Below are 19,633 nucleotides of genomic sequence, written 5' to 3'. Positions count from 1 at the left end.
TTAAATATATCCATTTTAAAAATAATTTATACAAATAATATGTTATAAACACATGTACATTAACTGATATAACGTATAAGGCAGCTATTGGCTAATCAAGTGTACATATTTGCTTATGACGCAATAGATGTTTAACCAATAAGAAAAGTATTAGAGGAAACAAGAAATTGAATAATAAGATATCTTGCAATATATTTCTCTTTGTGAAAAGATAAGATCCAACTCTCCGATCTTATCTTTTTTTATTTGTTAATTTGCAATAGGGCTACCGCCATATGCCCATTTTCATGATTAGTTCGTTTTACTTTTAATACTCTCAGTTGCTTTTTTAAATAGTTTCATTGCCTGTTCTGCTTTGTTTTCTGCCTGTTCCAACTTATTATCATTTTGTTCTTCTAATGCCTCTGAGAGTAATTGCAGAGCATTCCAGTAATTATCCATTGCTTGCTTTATCTTTTTTTGTTCAACTTCTAACCCTTTAGGTGCCTCAAGGTATTTGATGTCTCTTACGTGTATTTTTGCCATATCCAAACTCAATTGGATTTCACTTTTCTTTGACTCATAATTCTTTATATCTGAATGCCCTATATCTTGTATCAGTCTCATAACTTCATCCATCTTATTTGTATTTTCTACGATGGCTGCTTTGTATTTATCAACTTCTGAACCACTAACTTTGTCGTTTAAATCTTCCTCACGATGACCCTCTTTCGCATGTTTCTGGTTCTCTTCCTTTACCTTTTGCTCTACATCAGGGTATTTCTCGTTTATCCCATTAAATACTGTCTCCCATTTAGAAACACCATCATCTATCCCAAACATACCGTTTTGTATGCTTTCTTTTGCTTTATTCTTATCATATTCACCATCATACTTACGGGCATCATACTGTCTAACTGCATCTTCTACTTTTATTAGGTGCTTTCTAATCTCTTCTACCCCTTCTTGTATTAAAAATTGGTAGTCTTCATACTTTTTAGGTGGTTTGATTTTTTCAAAACGGTTTATGTCCAAACTAATGTGACTAATTAAGGAATCTATCTCACCTATGTAGACACCCTCTTCTGTAAATAATTCATCAGTTTTCTTTTCTAATTTTTTTAAATGATACTGGAATTCTAAGTGTAGTTCAGTCAAACGATAAGGGTAATCTTCTTCAGATACCTTTACCTTGTTTTCACCTTCTGTGTCTGATACATTTGATTTACTTTCTTTACTACTTGATTCTTCTTCCTTACTTCCCTTTTCATACTCAATTCTAGACAATGCGTTTCTTAGTTGATTTTCAATCTGTTCATCACTATAGTGCAATTTCTTTAGATCAGATACCATTTTATCTGCATCATAATATTTATCTACTTTTCTATACTCTGACTGTGTAAGTCCATATGTATTTAATGTACAACCTACTAGCATGAAACTAACACTTAGCCCTGCTATTGCGATACCCTTAAATGATTTATTAATATTCATTTTAAACTTATCCCCTTTTTCTTTTAGTAATTCTTTTCTTCAACAATAGACAGACCTTCATGTGTTTTTGCATTGTCTGCTGCGTCAGTTTAGTTTTCCTAACTTATTGTTTCAGTCTTAACTTGAATTTCTTCCTTATAATTACAAAAGGGATATACCTAAACATATAACTGCTAGTAAAATATATCCTTATATTATTTTATAATGATAATAATTAATGAGTCAAAGTGATTTGCGAAAACTACCAACTCAGATACATACTTTTATAGAAATACAGTAGGCCTTTTTACATTAAAAAACTCACCATCCAACAGAAATGGCGAGATCCTTATATATTATTTAATATCTTGTTTTCTCTAATGCTTTTCTTCTTAATTAACAAATAACTGCACTATACGTTATATAAGCTAAAATATCTGAAAGGTTTACTCTGATAAAAGCCAAATGACTACAAATATTCCTGTAACTGCCGCACCTCCGAAAAATCCTACCCATATTTTCCCATGAGTACCATTAACAACTTCTTTTAAATCTGCTTTTGCCTTTTTCTTGTCTTCTCCTGTTGAAAAGAGATAACTAATAAAATGTACGACCAGTGAAACTAATGCCGCGATTATTTCTATCATTACTTATGTACCTCCCTAATATATATGTACCTTTAATTATCCAATAATTTTCTTGCACCTTGGATCAGCCTGAGTAACTGGAATGCTTAGTTCAATAAAAGCCAAATGACAAAAATTACTCCTATAACTGCTAAAGTTCCAAAAAAACCTACCAACATTTTCCCCTCAGGACCATTAATAAGCTCTTTTAAAACTTCTTTTGCTATTCGCTGACCTTTACCACTTAAAACTATCGAAAGAATAAAGAATATTACCACTAATACAAATGAAAAAATTATTAACTCCATGACTTATGTACCTCCCTGATATATGTGAACCATTAATTAACCAATAATTGCCTTATATATTATATCAGCTAGGATACATGGAAGTATAACAAATTATTTATATAACTTATTTTATTAATCGATATGTTAAAAAAAGACACCGAATAATTCCTTAGCGTACGAAATTCGCATTATTTTGGCGTGACCTTTAGGAAAAAGGCGACTAATGTAAAGTCGTCTTTTTTTCTTTTAATAAATTTGAAAGTAAACTAATGGGTAAAAGTTTACTTTGGAGTTTCGAATCATTTATAACAAATTTTGTAATGAATTTCTCAATATAGATATACTTGTTAATTATGGTTATAATATTCAAAATTAACAAAAATTAGAGTATAATAAAAATGTGATGGTTATCACTTATGTTTACTCCTTGTGCTAAAGATAAGATCGTATTCTCCGATCTTATCTTTTTTTGTTTGTAGAAATTTAATGCAAAAAAATAGAATCCTTATTATAAGGATTCTGTAACAGGAAACAACAAATATATAATAAAGAGAATTACTTATATTATAATTTAATAATCACAAATTAAATATTTGGGAGTGTGGTGGGGTATGGGGAAAGTAAAGGAATTGGAATCAATAATAAAAGAATTAGAAGAAGAGATACAATGGCGGGATAATCATATTATAGAAATTAATTCTGATAATACACGGGTATTAGAACAGTCAATGGAAGTAGCAAGACTTATTGAGTTGTATGATAAATTCATTAGGAAAATGAATTTAGAAGATGAATTAAAGGTATTCTTGAAAGAAGAGATAAACAGTTACAATTAAAGAACAACACGCAATATTAACGGTTCTGGTGCAAAAATTTTAATATACATGTAGGCCATATACTTACCTCCTAAGGTTTAACCCCTCTTTTATCAACATGTTAATTAATATAGAAGATTTGAATTAACTATGAACCAGAGAATACCGATTAAATTACATGTAGCTTGCTTTCTCAAAGTATGGGCAAAAACACCTGTAAAATAAATAACCAGTTCCTTAACGTACAAGGAACTGGTTAAAATCTCTCCAATTTGTGTCTAAACGTACAATTTTCTTTTTTTGATATGGTGAGCCCTAATGGGGTATCGTCAGCATTTCGGAAAAAAACTACGCTAAGAAAAAAATATAATAAGCTGCCCATATGGACAGCTTATTTACATAATTATCGTTCTCGGAAGTTACCCTTTTCTTCTATTTCGTAAATAATCCAATAACAATGATAACAATTAAGATGACTACCCACATGATAAAATGCATGTTTCTTTTTACAAATTTTTTTGTTGTATCAGAGTCATCTGTCTCTTCAAAGCGTTCTATTTTTCTTTTTTGTACAACTAGTGTCAAAAAATACACTGCATTCCCTATTGATAAAATCAAAAAAGCATTTCCTAAATGACCATTTCTAAAGTTATCGAATAATGACCAAATGAGTAATAAAACAGTATAGACCATGAACGCATTTTTACTGGCTTTCGCTATATGATATTGCTCCATTTCGTCTTGTTTTTGTATTCGCATTGTTCTCAAGCTCCATTATTTAAAGATTATTCGAGTGTAAAAATTTCCTCCATTTTCAGATTAAAGTAATGAGCTATTTTCAGTGCTAATTCTAAACTTGGATTGTAGTGATTATTTTCAATGGCTACAATCGTTTGTCTTGTGACCTGTAAGTCCTTCGCCATTTGAATTTGTGTAATTTCATGTTGTACTCGTAGTCCTTTAATATTATTTTGTACAGCCATCGTTTCACCTACAATGTAAAGATATCTTTACTAATAGATTATATAAAAACACGATAAATCTAAAGATATATTTACACCTTATTTTGGAAAAAATAATACCCAAAGCATATTTTAATTACTTTGGGTTCATGAATATCGTATACATGGTTGGTTAACATAACGTCTCATTATCCGTACTTATTGTATCTACGAATTGAAAAAACCTCATTTTAAATGAGGTTTTTTCATAAATAAACGTACACAAAGTATAGATAAAATAGTCAGTACCAATGGAATAGCTGTACTGGAAAAATAATATTTGGAACCACCATTATCCTGTAAAATAGAAATTTTAAATAGGTCAATATCCAATGTATAAGCAATGATTTGTTCTGTGATTAACCAAAAACTATATATTACTAAAGAAAACCAAGGATAATCTATTTTAAAAATTCTTAGGAATATATACATACCCAGCGTTCCAGCTAAAATAGACAGAATAATATCTAACATAAAAACACCCCTTCCCCTACTTCACATAACTCCCGTTATCTGTAGTTTAATTTATATTGTTTATCTGTTTTTTGATTTCATTTTTACCAATTTGATAACCTGAAATTGCCCCTAGTGTCAATAAGAAAAAAACATTCCATTCAGATCTACCTGTAGCAAAATTAAATACTAAACTACATACAAATGCCCCAATAATAAATAAGAATAATTGATTGAATTTCATTATTAACTCTCCCTTTTAATTAACAAATTAAGAACATAACTATATTCTCAATAAAGGTAAAGAAACCCTTTTATATAACGTGTTTTCACTAAGTTGGGGTACCGCCACATGCCCATCAACTTAAGATTATAAACAAACTGAACTTTCGTTTAGCTGGATTAAAACATTCTTAAAATAGAAGTATATTCTTAAAAATGCGCATACCAAATAAGCCCTAACGGGTTTCACTTTTTTAATTATGCAATTTTCATTTGTTTTCTCAATCCATTATACTCATAGACAACTCCCATAATATCAAATATGGTCTTCTTCTCATATCTGTGAGAAGAAGACCATTCTTTTGTAGAAGATGAAACAGGCGGATTAAAATCTTTGTTATTTCTTGGGTGTTTTGCTGTGTGGCTTGATAAAGAATGTATAGATGGTCTTGAATCATTCCAATGGCTTTATATTCGCTTAATTCTCTTTTCTTCTTTTGTAAAATTAATTGTCGCATCTTAAACATAGTAGAAGAACATAGAAAAATAGCGATAAGTTTTCCGTAAATGTGGCATTCTAATCGCTCTCGTTTGATATTGTGCCAATCATGGATTTGAAATAAGGATTTCCAAGTTTTAAAGATAATTTCAATCTGCCAGCGAAGGGAATAAAAATCATGTATTTGTTCCATCGGAACCCATTCCAAAGGTGTATTGGTAACATAAATGTTCATACCAGCTAATCGTTTGCTTTTCTCTGAGTACGTAATACCCTTTTTATTTTCCGTATACACTTGTTTTTTCTTACGTTCTCGAAGTTGTTTTTCAGTTAAACGATATATAATAACTCGTGTAAATAGTTTTTTATCCTTTCCAATATAAGCATCTGTTATTTCATAGATCTGTCCTGGTTTTAAGGTATTCATAATGTGTTCTAAATCAACTTTGATGTACTGAGACTGTTTTTTTACTGTCCCATTTCGAAAGTATTCAGGAAACTCATTTTTGATATATACCATATTATTTAGTTTAAGCCGCGATATATAATACACGCCACGTTGGTCTATTTGATCTAAATCGTCCAGTGAATAATAGCCTAAATCCCGAATACATAGATCGCCAGGTCGTAAGGTCGCTAAACATTCTGTTCCAAAGGTCTTATCATTATTCTTCGCCGGTCCAACTTGAAAATTTAAAAACTGTCCGCTATGTAAATCATATTCTAATTGAATCTTTATACCCGCTGTTTGTGCACAACCCCCTGACCCAGGATACACACTAGTTAAATGTTTTGGCACTTGAAAAATCGTTGCATCTAAAATACGAATCCGTTGAAAATAGGTAATCGAAGAGCTTGGAATCACTGATGTTTCACAAATTCTATTTTTTAATAATATGGAGAAAATATGTTTTAAAAAGCAAACAGCCTTCTTATTGAAACGTTTATTTAGTCCTTCTGGACTCATAAGAGTTCCTGTAACAGCATGAAGTTGACTACACAATCCGCACTAAAGAATCACTCGCTACCCGTTGACTTATCCAGGCACAGATAGTAGCTAAATCACGACCTGAAAACTTACGTTTTCGTTGTACAAAGTCTAGTTCTCTAGCAAGCTTCTCTAAAAATGAAGGACTAAGATGTTGATGTAATTCTTCAGCAAATAATTGTAGTTCACTTTGAATCGGGAGATTCATAAAAAACGTCATCCTTTCTAATCTAGCTTGTTTAGAAAGAATAACGTTTTTTTATACCTTAGGATAGTGAAAACTTCGAGTTTTTCTTACAAATATCGTGAATTCATTTCAAATTAGCGCATTTTTCTGTTAATTAAAAGGGACAAACTTGGATATATATGCTAATATCAGGGAGGAATTGTAAAGAAAACTGAAAAAATGGAGGCAATTATGAAAACTTTCATATATATGGTGAGACACGGGGATTCACCGAAATTTGGAAAAGAAGAGACAAGAGAATTAACTGAAAAAGGAAAATTAGATGTTCAACGAATAACAGATGCATTACAAGGTGAGGAAATCGACGTTGTTATCTCGAGTCCATACAAACGCTCAATTCTAACTGTTCAGCAGTTAGCGAAGCAAATAGGACAAGAAGTTATAGTATTTGAGGACTTAAAAGAGAGAATTTTTATTGCTGAAGAGGAACGAATGTCGGATAAAGAATTATTCCCTTTGATAGAAAAGTCATTCATAGATCCCAACTTCGCTTTAATGGGAGGAGAGTCGAATGTCGACTGTCAGAAACGTGCTATAAAAGTTTTAAAAGAATTATTAAACACCTATCGAGGACAGAAAGTAGTATTAGGCACTCATGGAGCTGTAATGACTTTGATGATGGGATATTATGAAAGTAAGTATGATTTTAATTTTTTATTACAGACATCAAAACCAGATATATATAGAATGGAATTCAATGGGCAGGAATTGGTGGAAGTTAAAAGATTGTGGGAAATTTCATAGATTGACTTTATTCATCCATAGCTTACCTAAATGACGTGTATCATAAGAAAAAGGGTTACTGCGGTAACCCTTTTTCTTATGACATTGACGGGGATTGAGTTCAACAATATAAAAATTCGGTTTCTTAGCGCACAAAACTCACGTTTTGTTCTTGCTATCTCGAGGTGAAATGGGAGGGAATGTTTTTGAGCAGGATATTTTTAAAGTTATTTTTTAAATCAATCCTATTTGTTTTCTTATGCGGTATTGTTGTTTTTTCTATATTTCAGATTATTTTTGTCTGGAGTGTTTCGACAGGATTAGGAAGAGATGATATAGTCGGGTTTTCTGATAATAAATATGTAATCGGTCGTCCACCTGTTAGCTATAATTTATATAAAAAAGATAGTGGGGAAACTATATTAGATAATGTTATTGGTTATAAAAAAGGAAAAACTAAAAGCTATATTCGGAATGAAATTGAGTTTGTAGTGATAAATGAGACAAAGGGTAGCTATGAATTGTATGAAATAGAAAAGGCTTCAAAAAAGGATATAGAACGGCTGAAAGAAATGAAGAAATTAGAATAAAAGAGACTATCTGAAAGATAAAAATGTCCACTAGTTATTGTTAGATCTAAAAAATGTTTTAGACTGATAACTGGGATTTATTTTATGAAAAGAATTATTATTAAAATAAATCATTAGGGGTTCAGTCCCATGCTCTCAAGCTAATATTTTGAAGTGTCCTCAAAACGAAAATTTTCTTCGTTTTGGGGAACTATCAATTTCTTAAGTTGATGGGCATGGGGTACCGCCAGCATTTTTGAAAAACCCCATGCTGAGCAAAAAATAAAATAAGCCATCCATTTGGACAGCTCATTTACATAATTCTCGATATAGGAAGTACAGTATTCTATACTTAAATAAAAATACATTACTGGAGATGTAAAAAAACGGAAATCATTAATGAACAGATAACCCTTGAAGAAATAGAAGTGATAAGAAACCCATTAGATAAATTGCATGAATACCATAATAGTAAATCAAAATTTTTTTCTGGTGATTATCCAAGAATTACATTTGAGGAACGTATTAAAGAATATGAAAAAAACTTAAAGTATGGAGAATACAGGATCGAATTATTGATTGAAGCGGAAACAGACAATATATTAGGATTTTATATAGCATATAGTAAAAAAGTAAGCGGGAAGATCGAGGTTCTATTTGTTGACGAAAAATACCGAAGAAACGGATTGGGTTTGAAATTAATGAATAGTGCAATGGAATGGTTTAAAGAAAAACAAATATATGAAATTGAATTAACAGTAGTGTACGGGAATGAAGTTGTATCGTTTTATGAGAAATTGGGATTCTATCCACGTTCAATAATTATGACAACTAAATCATAATTTAATCTAACTTTATTTTAAGTCTACAGGTGAATACTCTATACATGACCGGTTAACATAACGTCCTATTATCGGAATTTGTTTAAAAAATATAGACTTAATGATATGGTATTATATGGATATCAATTTTTTTTGAAAGAGGGATGATAATGATAAAAAGGGGACTCATTCCGGGAATAATCCTATTACTTATTGTATCTGTAGAAGCTTATTTTAGTGGGGATTGGAGTCACATTTATTATGTATGTGGCGCTTTTGGATTAATTAGTATTGGTTTAGCTTTAGCTTATTTCCTTGATAGCTTAATTTTAGGTAATAAAGGAACTCTATTTTCAAATAAAGAAAAGCGCAAAATTGGTCGTATCGATCAATCAAAAAGTTTTTTAATAATGGCTATTCCAAATCTTTTAGCAGCACTAATTTACATCGTCATTTAATGTATATCGTATACAAAACCAGTTAACATAACATAAAATTATCGGTAGCAAGGAAAAAGGCGGACCCTTACTCTCACAGGGAATCCCCTTTTTCATTTTCTATAAAGCTATTCATTTTTTTATACATTCCTACCCTGGCGCGGATTTAGGGTTCTCATTTGTTACTGGGTTCGTCGAAAAACTGTATAAAACCTTGCATACTCTTAGCTTGTTTTTTCTATGGAATGCTGGAGGTACCCCATGCCCATCAACTTAAGAAATCGGTAGTTCCCCAAAACCAAGAAAATTTCGTTCTGGGGACACTTCAAAATATTAGCTTGATGGCCATGCTGCGTTACCCCTACTAAACATTAATCTTTCGGTTCATATAAGTAAAAATCGTCTTCTTCAGGAAACTTTATAATAATAACTTTTCTATTTTCTTTTTCAAATACAGTAGTAGCTCCTTCTTCATGCGTTTTTTTCCACCCTTTAGCTCTTATAGACATTAAAGGTAAATAACCAAAAGTATATTGATAATCTGCTGGCTTATCATCTTCAACATGGTTAGAAAAAATAAACACAGGAAAATCTTTAATTTTCGACTCCTTCGTCATTAAGAATGTAGAGAGAATCAGTAGTAATAAGCCCCCAAACATTATCTTTGTTTTTTTAAATTTCACAATTTATCACTCCTATTGATATTGTACTAAATATCATTATAGAAAAATATAACAAATTAATTCATTTGGCGAGATAAACACAAAAAGTAATATGTGTTGATGTGTAGAGATAATAAAATCAAATAATTTCGAGTGTAGAAATAAAGTAACCATCTATCTGTTGAATAGATGATTATGGGGTGCTGACGCATCGCCATAAAGCTAAAGTTTTACACTATCCATTATGTAAAAAAGAATAACGTCTTCTATGAATTATGGGTATAAATTCATCTTAGATTAATAGTAATGTATGGTGACCCCTATCATACCTTACATGATCTCTGGTGTACTTAATGAACATCCACGTGTCGCCATGGCTTACCGTGATAGCGCCGATCGTGACAAATTCGTAGATTTTTATGACAAGGTAACATCACCCGAAGTCACTCTGGTTCCAGCATCGGAATAGGTTAGATTGCTAAAGGTACCTCTATTGTTTCTCGTAGACGAAGCATACACTTCTCAAACATGCCCTTGTTGCCAAAGAAGAAAGAAAGTGCGGACACGTAACTACGTTTGTGTGTGCGGCTACGAAGAACACTGGGACATTCACGGTGCCCGCAACATTTTGGCAAAAGAACTGTACGGAAAGATGTGTCATATCCCGGAAGAAACGAAGAGAAAGTATTTGTGGATTGCGTAAGCAAAAAGTAGTAGACGGTGTGTTCCCACCCTTCTGCATGTGCAGAAGTTGCTTAGTCAAATGAAGAAAAGGAGTCCCTGCATAGGTGCAGAGAGGAGATGGAAAATCCGCTTATCATGGGACCTTGTCTTTGTTGATGCTAAGAAATCCCCACTTCAAGCGGAAGCGAGTAAGTGGGGGAGGTTCATAGTGAATTATTTTTGTACTTAAATCACTTAATCTCTAAAATCATTGCTAGATTGATTGCATAATTCGTGCGAGTTCTTTTTCTAAAGCAGCGGGCTCGTTTGCATAATTGTAAATCCCTAAAAACTTCTCTATAGCCTCTGGATGGGAACTGATTAGCTTGTTGACAGCATCCTGTTGTTCAGATATGCGTTCATTCTTCGAAATTTGGCATCCCATGTGAAACCGAACCATAAACTCATCTTCTATTGCCTTTTGATATTCTTCAGACATTTGATTTGATTGATCGGTTTGTCCCTTATATTTTGATAGAATATTGGATAATATACGTGCTCCACATATAGCATCATGGATACCCTGCGCCATGCCAGGATCTTTAAAACAAACTGCATCTCCAACCAACGCCCATCCTTTTCCCATTCCTTTATACCAGTAATTATCATATCCGAGAATGCCTTTGACCGGTTCTACTAGTTCTGCATTTTTCAAGCGCGCCCCAATTGTTGTATTCGGAAAGTTATCTGTAAAGAAATTGCGTAGACAGCTTTCCGGATTTAATTTCAACCGTTCTATCAATTCCTTATTTTCTAATGGGAAAATGCCGACAATTACATATAAATCATCATTTGTCGGAAAGAGAATGGCTGTGTTATCTTTTATCTTGTATACTTCAAATTTAGGGACATTATCGTGGCGAAATCCAGAGAAATACCCGAAATAGATGCCGACTGTTGCCGGAATACTTATTTTGAGTTCACTTTTTACCAGCTTGCGAATAATAGAGGATCGGCCGTCTGCCCCGACTACCAGGCGAGCTAAAAATTCTTGTTTCTCGTTGTCGCCGTCTAAACCTTTCACGCCTATCACTGTTTCGTCATCACGGATGACATCCGTCACACGAAATCCTTCTAAAACAGTTACATTCATTTGGGATTTGGCTTGTTCAAGTAGAATATGATCGAGATAAGTTCTTCTAATACAATAACAACTTTCCTCTCCGTAAACCTCAGGGATGAGACCTTCTATCACGGTATCCTCAAATTGAAATTTAATATCCCGTACCGGCGGTGCTTTTGTTTCCAATAACTTGTCCAGGACACCGGTTTCTCGAAGAAGAGCGACAGTATTATTGAAAAAGGTATGGGTTGATAATGTGTCCCTTGGAAAATTCGCTCGGTCCACTAACAACACATGGAAACCTGCCTTAGCAAGATAAATTGCCAGGGTAGAGCCGGCACATCTAGCACCGGTAATGATGACATCATACGTCTTATTCATCGTATCACTCCATTTTCAAGTATATCTTCAGCTATTTTTTCGTTTAAGATAAAATCCATTCCAGCATCCTTTATGTCAAATCGAAATAAAAAAATCAATATATCCCTCTCCTTTTATATAATACAATCATTTTTTATATAGCAAGTGTAGAGATTGCTTGTTTGTAGATTAGTTGTTGTTTACCATGAACCATCATTAGGACGGTAAATTTATCAGTTTCAAGGATTTGCCCACGTATTGGAACGCCATTCATTAAAAATACAGTAACTTCCCCTTTTTTTCTTTCAATTGTTCATACATATCTTCTTGTAAATTAAACATGAAATGCGCCCCCTGGTTTCTTTGTATTTACTTTTCTTCTAATACCTGCTACTTTTCACTGTTGGATATTTGTGATTCCCATTCACTTTCTATTTTTCTAAACCATTTTCCTATTTTGCTTAGATAATATCTTTTTACTTCACCATTAGGAATCCAAATTTCACGTTCCTGTATTTGATTTATCACTTCATGAAGAATCTCATCATGTTCATACTTCCTAGGTTTTCTATAATGTGTTTTTACAAACTGTGTATATTCTCTGCGTAACCAATTAGAAATATGTTGCCTTTGTCTTTGCTTGAGATGTGACCATTTTTTATTTGTTTGAAGGATTTTCCCATTTACTTTTATGTGGTTTTTCATCGACACTCATCCCCTTTTACTAGCAAAACGAATATATAACTATCGTATCATATTTAAATCGAAATACTGCTCTAGGTACATATTTCGCAAGAAATCTATCCAAAATACACAATACATTCTCCAATTGGGTGATTAAGTCTACACAAGATTAAATGTAGACTATTATTGTGTTGTTTTAGTTTTTTAAATCATTACGGTACGTGAAATTATTATGTTAACCATAAAAAAAAGCCCCTTGAAAGGAGCACTTATTTTACAAGATACTGTTCTAATTCTTTTAGTAATAACTCTGCACCTTCTGGACTTAATGTTATCTTACCATTTGCTAATGCTATGTTACGATTTGACACTTCTCCTGTTAATGCACAAACATGACCAGACTGATACTTCTGTAAAATGATGTCTTCCCCTTCTACAAAAATCTCTAATGGTGATTTTTCTTTAATCCCAAGCGTATTTCTAAGTTCCTTTGGAATTACTATACGCCCTAATTCATCCACTTTTCTAGTTACTCCAGTTGCTTTCATCCAGCATACTTCCCCATTTCATTATCAATTTGTACCCAAGTTATTCTTTACTATTGTAACAGGCTTTCACCATACATGAGAAACATAATGAACCAAAAACAGACAATCATATTAAGAAACTATTTAACCCCTTGCTGAAAGGAAATACGACCTTCTTCCATCCTACACGCCCCTATTCTCTACAACTTTTTATATGTTAAAATATAGAGGAAAGAAACCAGCCAATTTCTTTCCTCGACGGTCACTCATGACTTTGCTCTTTGTTTGCTTCTTGCAAATGAAGAGCTTTTATTTTACGTACTTAAATTTGCTTAAAAAGGAGATAGAGATTTTGAAAAAGAATTTAATATTGATCTTTTGTCTATCTATTTTATTCATATTGTCTGCTTGTCAAAAAGAATACAAAGGAAAATATGTGAAATGGGGCGACACTGTAGAAACTGTTGACACAGAAAGGTTTGAAAGAAACAACATTCCATATAAAGTAGAGGGCAATAAGGTGTATGTTCCAGAAGATGCATTTGATGATGCTGTAGTGTGCTGTTCTTAGGTGAGCATAAAACCGTAGAAATGGTTAATTTCTATGGTTTTTATTGCATTAATTTAAAACTCTTTCGTAGTGGCCCATCATACCTCGAACCGTTTCGTACTCCAATATGTGATAAATAAATGGATAGAAGCGAATAGAGGATTTTTGGCACGATAACAAGATTAGTAACCGAAATGAAGCAATTCGTCAGATCGTAGACAAAGGGTTAAGTCGTAAATAATGGCTACCCTTTTTATTTTCCCTAAAAAACCTAAAAACGCATGTAAAGTCCGTTTCTCCCTTTACATGCATTTTTACACCAAATACAACTAATTGTATTGATGAGAGTATAAAAGTCTCATACAATCAAATCTGAAGAGTCATTTTTAGTTAAACTGACTTTTTTCATGTATCCTAGGGAAATCTCCAACAGTAATAAATTTATTGACACTCTTTGAGAGTATCAATAAAGATGACGTTTTAACCAGGTTAATGACAGATCATTTAATTGAAGAAGAATCAGACAAAAAAATTGGTATATATTTTATCAATCGGCCTTTGCAAGAAATGGGCAAAAATACCCAGAAAAATATCAAATACTGGACATGCTTTATATCTAATAAAGAAAGAAATCGTATAATTATTAATCATTATATCTACATTCATGATAATATTAAAAATAAGGTAACTAATACTGTGGAGGGCTACAGCATGAAGAAAATAAAAAAACTCTTAAATAATCCTTTCGTGAAATATCCATTTACTATAATTTCAGCCATCGCAATAATAAAAGTAGGATATGATTTAGGATCATTTTTAATAGAATTAAAATATATTTAAGTAAAAGAAAAAGAGCCGGATTTTCATCACAGCTCATGTATGAATTGGTTCTGTATGTGTACATGTGGGATATTGTGAACAGCCAAAAAACATATTTCCTGTTTTATTCGAATTTCGGATGACTAAATCATGTTTACATGTTGGGCATTTCCGTTCTGCAGGCTCTATCCCCTGATATACATCTTCAGCCGAATGCTCCGGGTTGATTTTATTTATTAATTTTTGAAGTTCTACACGATCTATAAGTTTTACATGGCATGCCTCCGCTAATTCTTTCGCCTGTCTTGTATATACACTGTTTGTTACAACCCAGCCCTCGTGTGCTTTGTAATAGGCTTGTGCTGCATATATCTCTTGTACGGCACTGATGCCGACTCTATTTTTCATCCCGTAGCGTTTTGCCTGGATGACAATACGATTTTTCCCCTTCAATACCAGATCCGCCCCGAAATCATTTGACTGTTTTGTGACTGTTGGAGAATAACCCAACTCTCGAAAGAGAGCTTTTAGGTATACTTCGAATTGATGTCCGTCCATTTTGTCTATATAACGAATACCAGACTTAGCCATTCGCTTTAATATTCTTCGCTCCTGGATCTTCCGGTACATGAATTTACAAATACGAAAAAGAACATAAAGGATAAAACCATACATCAAAATTTGTAATATGTTTGGCATTTCTGGTAGATTAGACACTTCGCTCCACCTCTTTAATTGGTTTCATTTTCTTTGGTTGGGCTGTTTCTTTTGGCTGTTGCCCACTCACTTGTTTCTTCCGGACATCATTCCAATCTTTTTCATTCGTTGGAATATCCTCTTTAATATCTACAAAGCATTTCATTGTCTGAATGAAGTCTTTCCCAGCCTTATCATTATCAACTGCCATTATGACCTCTTTAATATCGTGCCCTTCTTTTTTCGCATCCATTAAAGATTGAATCACTGTTTTTGACTTCAATCCATGCATAGAAACCAGGCGAGCGTTTTGTATCTTATTTTGCTTGATACTCCAATGAGATAACATGTCGACTGGATCTTCATAAAAATAAATCTTATCCGGTTTACCTACATCAACCGTAAAACCGGCATAGATTTTTTCATAATTCGGGACAATTTGCTTAAAGCTTCCCCTTTTATTCTCCATTTTGACCGTACCTTGACGGTTCATTCCAATGACTTGCCCTTTACCGCCATCTTCCCTCCATTTGAACACCACATTATTTTTCTTATCTTGGGCGATAAGATCCTTTTTAATCAACCAATTCACCAAGCGAGGATCTATTTTCCGTTCATTAACCAGATATTCTTTAATCTCTGTTTGCTTATTTACTTCCAGGTGTTTGGGATAACTAAATGGCTGCTGCTCTTTTTGGCGCTCCTCTTCAGCTTTTGAACGATCAAACTCTTTGTAGTCCCCCTTCTGAATGTCCATCACGGCTTGTGGGAATGTCATATCATAGTACATCATCGCAAAGCTAATCGCTCCATATCCTTTTTCTCCTCGACTATTCCAGGCATATTTATTCCCTTTGATGATGAGACTGTCATGTTCCGTATGCCGATAATAATTTCCTTCTTTCTTAAACGTTTCTCCTTTTGCTTCCAGATATGAAATCAAGTCAACTTTTCTTGCTTTCATCGCATCCTCCGCACTGACATATGCCATTACGGAATCCCCCCCTTTACTCTATAAAATGAAATAAAAAAGAGGACTATTCCGTTTCCTAGTCCTCTTTTACATACATTCAATTTTTATTTGCCGAATAAGAATTTTAATCGCTTCTCCTGTACGCTGTATGATAAACGAGCGTCAAATTTCTTCCCGTTTTTGTTTGAGATAAACCCTTTGATCTGATCCGTTACATTCTTTTCTAATAACTTTTTCACATGGTTACTACTTAAATTTTTACCAGAGAATGTACCAAAAATAATGAAGTCACAGCCTTTTTTGTATTTCTCACATAAGTAGTTACTTTTCCCTACAAGAACCCTACTCTTACACAATGGGCACTTACCAATGGTACGATCTTCAGTCGTTGGAAAACGGAATTTCAAACTTCCGTCCGCTTCCATATAGATAGCTGCTGTAAATTCTCCCTTTTCTCCTTGAAAGCCGTTTATAAAATCCGTTGTTTTATACTGAAGTAGCTTCTTCATTTGATTGCCAGGGATTGCTTTCCCTTTCATTTTGGCTGGTAACATAAAATCACATCCATTTTTATGCTCCGTGCATCCATAAAATGTTTTACGATGAAGCATATCCCCTTTTTTACATTTTGGACATTTACCAAATGACAGCTCCTCTTGTGTTGGGAATTGAAATTTAACTTTTCCTTCATGTAACACGAGATAAGCGGAAAACTCCTTCTCATTGGACTTAAATCCTTTTAAAAGATCTGTTTTCTTATCTTCAAACAGCTTTTTCGCTTGTGCTTCCGGAATCGCTTTTTCTTTAATTTTTTTCGGTAAGGAGATTTCACATTCCGGATAATTACTGCACCCGTAAAAATTGCCTTTATGAAGGATTTTTCCTTTTCTACAAGGGCATTTGCACACCTCAATTTGCTGGTTCCAAGTATTAATAATGCTATCCGACACCTTATCATCCATTGCGTCTAATTGTTCCACCGTGTCTTTTACAAACGTATTTGTTTTCTCCACAAATTCCTCATATTTCATTTCATTCTTTTCGATCATGTAGATCATCCCTTCCATTTCAGCCGTATAAGCTGGATTTTTGATTTCATCTACCGGAAAAGCATCTATAAACGCACGACCAATATTAGTGGTTCGAATCTGACTGTTGGTAACATCAATATAGCTTCGCTCTAACAGTTTTGGAATAAACGTTTCTTCCGTTGCGACTGTCCCAATCCGTTTTCCTTTCATAAGTTCTTTCAAATGTTCATCATCTAATTTACGCCCTGCCGTCTCCATAAAGGTTAAAATGGAACTTTCCGTATGAAAGGCTGGTTTCTTTGTTCGAGACTCAATCAAGTCATACTGAACGATTCTGAAAGAATCTCCTTCTTGTAAAATAGGTATCTGGAATACTTCAACTGACCCCTCTTCTATATCCTCTTGAAACACACTTAGAAACCCTTTCTCTTGTAGGATCTTTTCTTTTGTACTGTATATGTTGCCCTCTTGATCTATAAAATGTACTTCTCTTACCAGGTAGATTGCTGGTTTCATAAAATTCCCGATAAATCGTTTTACAATTAAGTCATATAACTGTTTTTCTAATGGATTTCGGTTGGTCCCGACATATAATTTTGTCGTTGGGATGATGGCAAAGTGACTACTGACTAATTCGTCATTAAATGTAGTGTGTTTTTTTGTAATAGAAGATGGGATTACTTGTTGTACGAGATTTGCATAAGAGCTTTTTTCTAGTGCTCCCATTACTTCTTTCACTCGTTCCACTTGTTCTGTAGGTAAGTGCCTAGATGAAGAACGAGGATATGTGATAAAGCCTTCTTCATACAAACTCTGAATATGTTTTTTTGCTGTTTCCGCATTTATCTTCAGTTTGGCGTGAGCATCTTTGTAGATATCCGTTAAGTTATATAGTAATTTTGGTTTCTTTTTTCTCGTGCTTTCTTTAAATTCCGTTACAATTACATTCGTTTCTTTCAAGCTATCTCCAAGCTTTTGTAGTGGGGATGGATCTATCAGTTGATCTTCTGTTTTCATTACTGGTGATAAACCATTTGCGGTTAGTAGCTTCAAATTGTAATAGGTTTGTTCTTTATAATTTTGAATAGCGATTTCCCTTTGACGGATTTCATTCAAGATACACATTTGAACACGACCAGAAGCCAATAAGAATTGGTTTCTTGCTAGTTTGGATGTACAGCCTCTTGTAACATTAATCCCTAGAATATAATCCAGGTATTGCCTTGCTTTAGCCGATTGTGCAAGCCCGTCATAGTCTGCTCCTGGTTCTAATCGGTTTAATGCTCCTTCTAATTCTGCGGCTTCATAGGAAGAGATAAAAAGACGGGATTCTAGCTTGTTCACACCTGCATATTCATATAATTCACGATAGATAAGCTCCCCCTCTCTATCTGCATCTTAACAATACATAATAATTATTTAAAAATCGTTGAATATTTCAAGATGAGATGGGCTGTAGCAATTGATGTTTGTGCTACTTTTACTAGATTTTTAAAGAACAAAATTAGTAAAAAGTCTGATGTGACAGATCTTGAATTTATGCAAAAAAACAATTTTAAACCTTCACCTTCCTTAGATTTTTTCGGCATTGAAGAGCAATCAAAACCTGCTGTTAATCATGAGGAACAAGGAAAAAATAATAGATTACAAGACTTAAATGATTATTTGAGTGAAGATCAGAAAAAAGCGTATTACTACATTTTGAGTCAAGAGCTAACATACCTATCTGAAAATGATGCATACACAATTGCTTTAAGATTGCCACCGGATATAGATCGCTACATAAGATGGGATTTTGAAGAATGTGTGCAATGGTTCCAGTTTAATAAAGCTGAAAACAGTAATCCTGCACATTTCATAAAAATGCTTAATCAAAAATCTAAACAAAATCAAGATCGTAGAAAACGTAATGCACAAAATACAAGCTCACTCCTAGATACAAATAATAGTCATACATTTGTTTTTTATAATTTTTTAGATGAGAACAATTAAAATCAAAAAAATCTAATTACAAATAGCCTTGCTGAAAAAAAACATATACAGCAAGGCTATTTGTAATGTCTTCCTATCGTTCTTTATTGCCTTATTGGTCTTCAATAAAATAATTTCAAAAACTATATACAATTTCTATGGACTATATTTTTTTTACTTCTAATTCAACTTTAAAATTTACACCTCATGAATATAGTATATTCAATTATTTACTAAACTATTTACTTAGAAATTTACTAAGCATAAATCTCCAATACCTTGATACAATCACCATAATGCCCCCAAAATTAATTCTAATGTTTTTATTTATTTTAATTTCTAAAACAAGATTTATTAAATATAGTACTTTGCATCTCTTTGTAACTTTTTAGGGAGGCTTAGCATATCTTCTAAAGGATTCCCTAATTTTT

Annotated in this window: 21 protein-coding genes and 5 pseudogenes; 10 read left to right on the top strand and 16 right to left on the bottom strand. The window is 33.1% G+C overall.

The annotated features are described in order from the left end of the window. Positions 1-291 precede the first annotated feature (291 nt). From MHB70_RS29925 to MHB70_RS29915, 3 genes are all read right to left on the bottom strand, one after another. A complete protein-coding gene (locus MHB70_RS29925; RefSeq protein WP_061530561.1) occupies positions 292-1,473 on the bottom strand; it encodes a DUF7018 domain-containing (lipo)protein in 1,182 nt (393 codons plus the stop codon). Between the two features lie 425 nt (positions 1,474-1,898). Next, positions 1,899-2,099, bottom strand: coding sequence for a hypothetical protein (locus tag MHB70_RS29920; protein WP_061530562.1), 201 nt, complete (start codon positions 2,097-2,099; stop codon positions 1,899-1,901). A gap of 86 nt (positions 2,100-2,185) precedes the next feature. Next, positions 2,186-2,386: a hypothetical protein gene (locus MHB70_RS29915; RefSeq protein ID WP_000420156.1), complete on the bottom strand. Its 201-nt coding sequence runs from the start codon at positions 2,384-2,386 to the stop codon at positions 2,186-2,188. A 593-nt stretch (positions 2,387-2,979) separates the two neighbouring features. Between MHB70_RS29915 and MHB70_RS29910 the strand changes: the two genes are divergently transcribed. Further along, positions 2,980-3,204, top strand: a complete 225-nt coding sequence (locus MHB70_RS29910) for a hypothetical protein (protein ID WP_000521113.1) — start codon at positions 2,980-2,982, stop codon at positions 3,202-3,204. 411 nt (positions 3,205-3,615) lie between these two features. Here MHB70_RS29910 and MHB70_RS29905 read toward each other — a convergent pair whose 3' ends face one another. The 5 genes and pseudogenes from MHB70_RS29905 to MHB70_RS29885 form a co-directional block, all read right to left on the bottom strand. Next, entirely contained in the window at positions 3,616-3,942 is a 327-nt protein-coding gene (locus MHB70_RS29905; protein WP_061530563.1) for a hypothetical protein, read from the bottom strand. 26 nt (positions 3,943-3,968) lie between these two features. Beyond that, positions 3,969-4,166, bottom strand: a complete 198-nt coding sequence (locus MHB70_RS29900) for a helix-turn-helix transcriptional regulator (protein WP_061530564.1) — start codon at positions 4,164-4,166, stop codon at positions 3,969-3,971. Between the two features lie 204 nt (positions 4,167-4,370). Further along, positions 4,371-4,658 carry a hypothetical protein gene (locus MHB70_RS29895; RefSeq protein WP_061530565.1) on the bottom strand — a complete coding sequence of 96 codons (288 nt, stop codon included), beginning with the start codon at positions 4,656-4,658 and terminating at the stop codon, positions 4,371-4,373. Between the two features lie 46 nt (positions 4,659-4,704). Further along, on the bottom strand, positions 4,705-4,881 hold the full coding sequence (locus MHB70_RS29890) for a hypothetical protein (protein ID WP_061530566.1): 177 nt from the start codon (positions 4,879-4,881) through the stop codon (positions 4,705-4,707). Between the two features lie 236 nt (positions 4,882-5,117). Beyond that, positions 5,118-6,554: pseudogene (locus MHB70_RS29885) on the bottom strand (IS4 family transposase). Positions 6,555-6,764: 210 nt separating this feature from the next. Here MHB70_RS29885 and MHB70_RS29880 point away from each other — a divergent pair. The 4 genes from MHB70_RS29880 (at position 6,765) to MHB70_RS29865 (ending at position 9,164) form a co-directional block, all read left to right on the top strand. Further along, a complete protein-coding gene (locus tag MHB70_RS29880) occupies positions 6,765-7,337 on the top strand; it encodes a histidine phosphatase family protein (protein WP_061530618.1) in 573 nt (190 codons plus the stop codon). A gap of 185 nt (positions 7,338-7,522) precedes the next feature. Beyond that, complete coding sequence (locus MHB70_RS29875; protein WP_061530617.1) at positions 7,523-7,906, top strand: hypothetical protein; 384 nt, start codon at positions 7,523-7,525, stop codon at positions 7,904-7,906. 371 nt (positions 7,907-8,277) lie between these two features. Continuing rightward, positions 8,278-8,727: a GNAT family N-acetyltransferase gene (locus MHB70_RS29870; protein ID WP_061530616.1), complete on the top strand. Its 450-nt coding sequence runs from the start codon at positions 8,278-8,280 to the stop codon at positions 8,725-8,727. A gap of 149 nt (positions 8,728-8,876) precedes the next feature. Then, positions 8,877-9,164 carry a DUF5316 family protein gene (locus tag MHB70_RS29865; RefSeq protein ID WP_061530615.1) on the top strand — a complete coding sequence of 96 codons (288 nt, stop codon included), beginning with the start codon at positions 8,877-8,879 and terminating at the stop codon, positions 9,162-9,164. A gap of 350 nt (positions 9,165-9,514) precedes the next feature. Here the strand turns inward: MHB70_RS29865 and MHB70_RS29860 are convergent, their stop codons facing one another. Then, positions 9,515-9,826 carry a hypothetical protein gene (locus MHB70_RS29860; protein WP_061530623.1) on the bottom strand — a complete coding sequence of 104 codons (312 nt, stop codon included), beginning with the start codon at positions 9,824-9,826 and terminating at the stop codon, positions 9,515-9,517. Between the two features lie 301 nt (positions 9,827-10,127). Here MHB70_RS29860 and MHB70_RS29855 point away from each other — a divergent pair. Continuing rightward, positions 10,128-10,274: pseudogene (locus MHB70_RS29855) on the top strand (nucleoid-structuring protein H-NS); the annotation flags it as partial. Positions 10,275-10,280: 6 nt separating this feature from the next. After that, entirely contained in the window at positions 10,281-10,508 is a 228-nt protein-coding gene (locus tag MHB70_RS29850; RefSeq protein WP_098088251.1) for a zinc ribbon domain-containing protein, read from the top strand. A 234-nt stretch (positions 10,509-10,742) separates the two neighbouring features. Here the strand turns inward: MHB70_RS29850 and MHB70_RS29845 are convergent, their stop codons facing one another. From MHB70_RS29845 to MHB70_RS29830, 4 genes and pseudogenes are all read right to left on the bottom strand, one after another. Beyond that, positions 10,743-11,972, bottom strand: coding sequence for an NAD(P)/FAD-dependent oxidoreductase (locus MHB70_RS29845; protein ID WP_061530624.1), 1,230 nt, complete (start codon positions 11,970-11,972; stop codon positions 10,743-10,745). A 133-nt stretch (positions 11,973-12,105) separates the two neighbouring features. After that, a pseudogene (gene hfq, locus MHB70_RS29840) lies at positions 12,106-12,293 on the bottom strand (RNA chaperone Hfq). Between the two features lie 48 nt (positions 12,294-12,341). Next, entirely contained in the window at positions 12,342-12,656 is a 315-nt protein-coding gene (locus MHB70_RS29835) for a hypothetical protein (protein ID WP_061530625.1), read from the bottom strand. Between the two features lie 248 nt (positions 12,657-12,904). After that, positions 12,905-13,183: an AbrB/MazE/SpoVT family DNA-binding domain-containing protein gene (locus MHB70_RS29830; protein WP_000648348.1), complete on the bottom strand. Its 279-nt coding sequence runs from the start codon at positions 13,181-13,183 to the stop codon at positions 12,905-12,907. A 331-nt stretch (positions 13,184-13,514) separates the two neighbouring features. Between MHB70_RS29830 and MHB70_RS29825 the strand changes: the two genes are divergently transcribed. Both MHB70_RS29825 and MHB70_RS29820 read left to right on the top strand, forming a co-directional pair. Continuing rightward, positions 13,515-13,733, top strand: coding sequence for a hypothetical protein (locus tag MHB70_RS29825; protein WP_000739869.1), 219 nt, complete (start codon positions 13,515-13,517; stop codon positions 13,731-13,733). Between the two features lie 690 nt (positions 13,734-14,423). Further along, positions 14,424-14,552, top strand: a complete 129-nt coding sequence (locus tag MHB70_RS29820; protein WP_000721373.1) for a hypothetical protein — start codon at positions 14,424-14,426, stop codon at positions 14,550-14,552. A 33-nt stretch (positions 14,553-14,585) separates the two neighbouring features. Here MHB70_RS29820 and MHB70_RS29815 read toward each other — a convergent pair whose 3' ends face one another. The 3 genes and pseudogenes from MHB70_RS29815 to MHB70_RS29805 form a co-directional block, all read right to left on the bottom strand. Beyond that, a complete protein-coding gene (locus MHB70_RS29815; RefSeq protein ID WP_088911273.1) occupies positions 14,586-15,248 on the bottom strand; it encodes a restriction endonuclease in 663 nt (220 codons plus the stop codon). After that, a complete protein-coding gene (locus tag MHB70_RS29810) occupies positions 15,241-16,218 on the bottom strand; it encodes a DUF3991 and TOPRIM domain-containing protein (RefSeq protein WP_061530238.1) in 978 nt (325 codons plus the stop codon). Before MHB70_RS29810 ends, MHB70_RS29815 begins: the two co-directional genes overlap by 8 nt. A gap of 86 nt (positions 16,219-16,304) precedes the next feature. Further along, a pseudogene (locus MHB70_RS29805) lies at positions 16,305-18,629 on the bottom strand (DNA topoisomerase); the annotation flags it as partial. Between MHB70_RS29805 and MHB70_RS29800 the strand changes: the two are divergent. Beyond that, positions 18,618-19,223 (top strand): annotated as a pseudogene (locus MHB70_RS29800) (Replicase RepFR55); the annotation flags it as partial. The pseudogenes MHB70_RS29805 and MHB70_RS29800 overlap by 12 nt on opposite strands. Between the last annotated feature and the right edge of the window lie 410 nt (positions 19,224-19,633).

Source organism: Bacillus sp. FSL M7-1020 (genome assembly GCF_038050415.1).
In the GTDB taxonomy this organism is placed as follows: Bacteria; Bacillota; Bacilli; order Bacillales; family Bacillaceae_G; genus Bacillus_A; species Bacillus_A toyonensis.
Note: the sequence above shows the minus strand (reverse complement) of the source record. Positions and strands in the feature narration are given on the sequence as shown.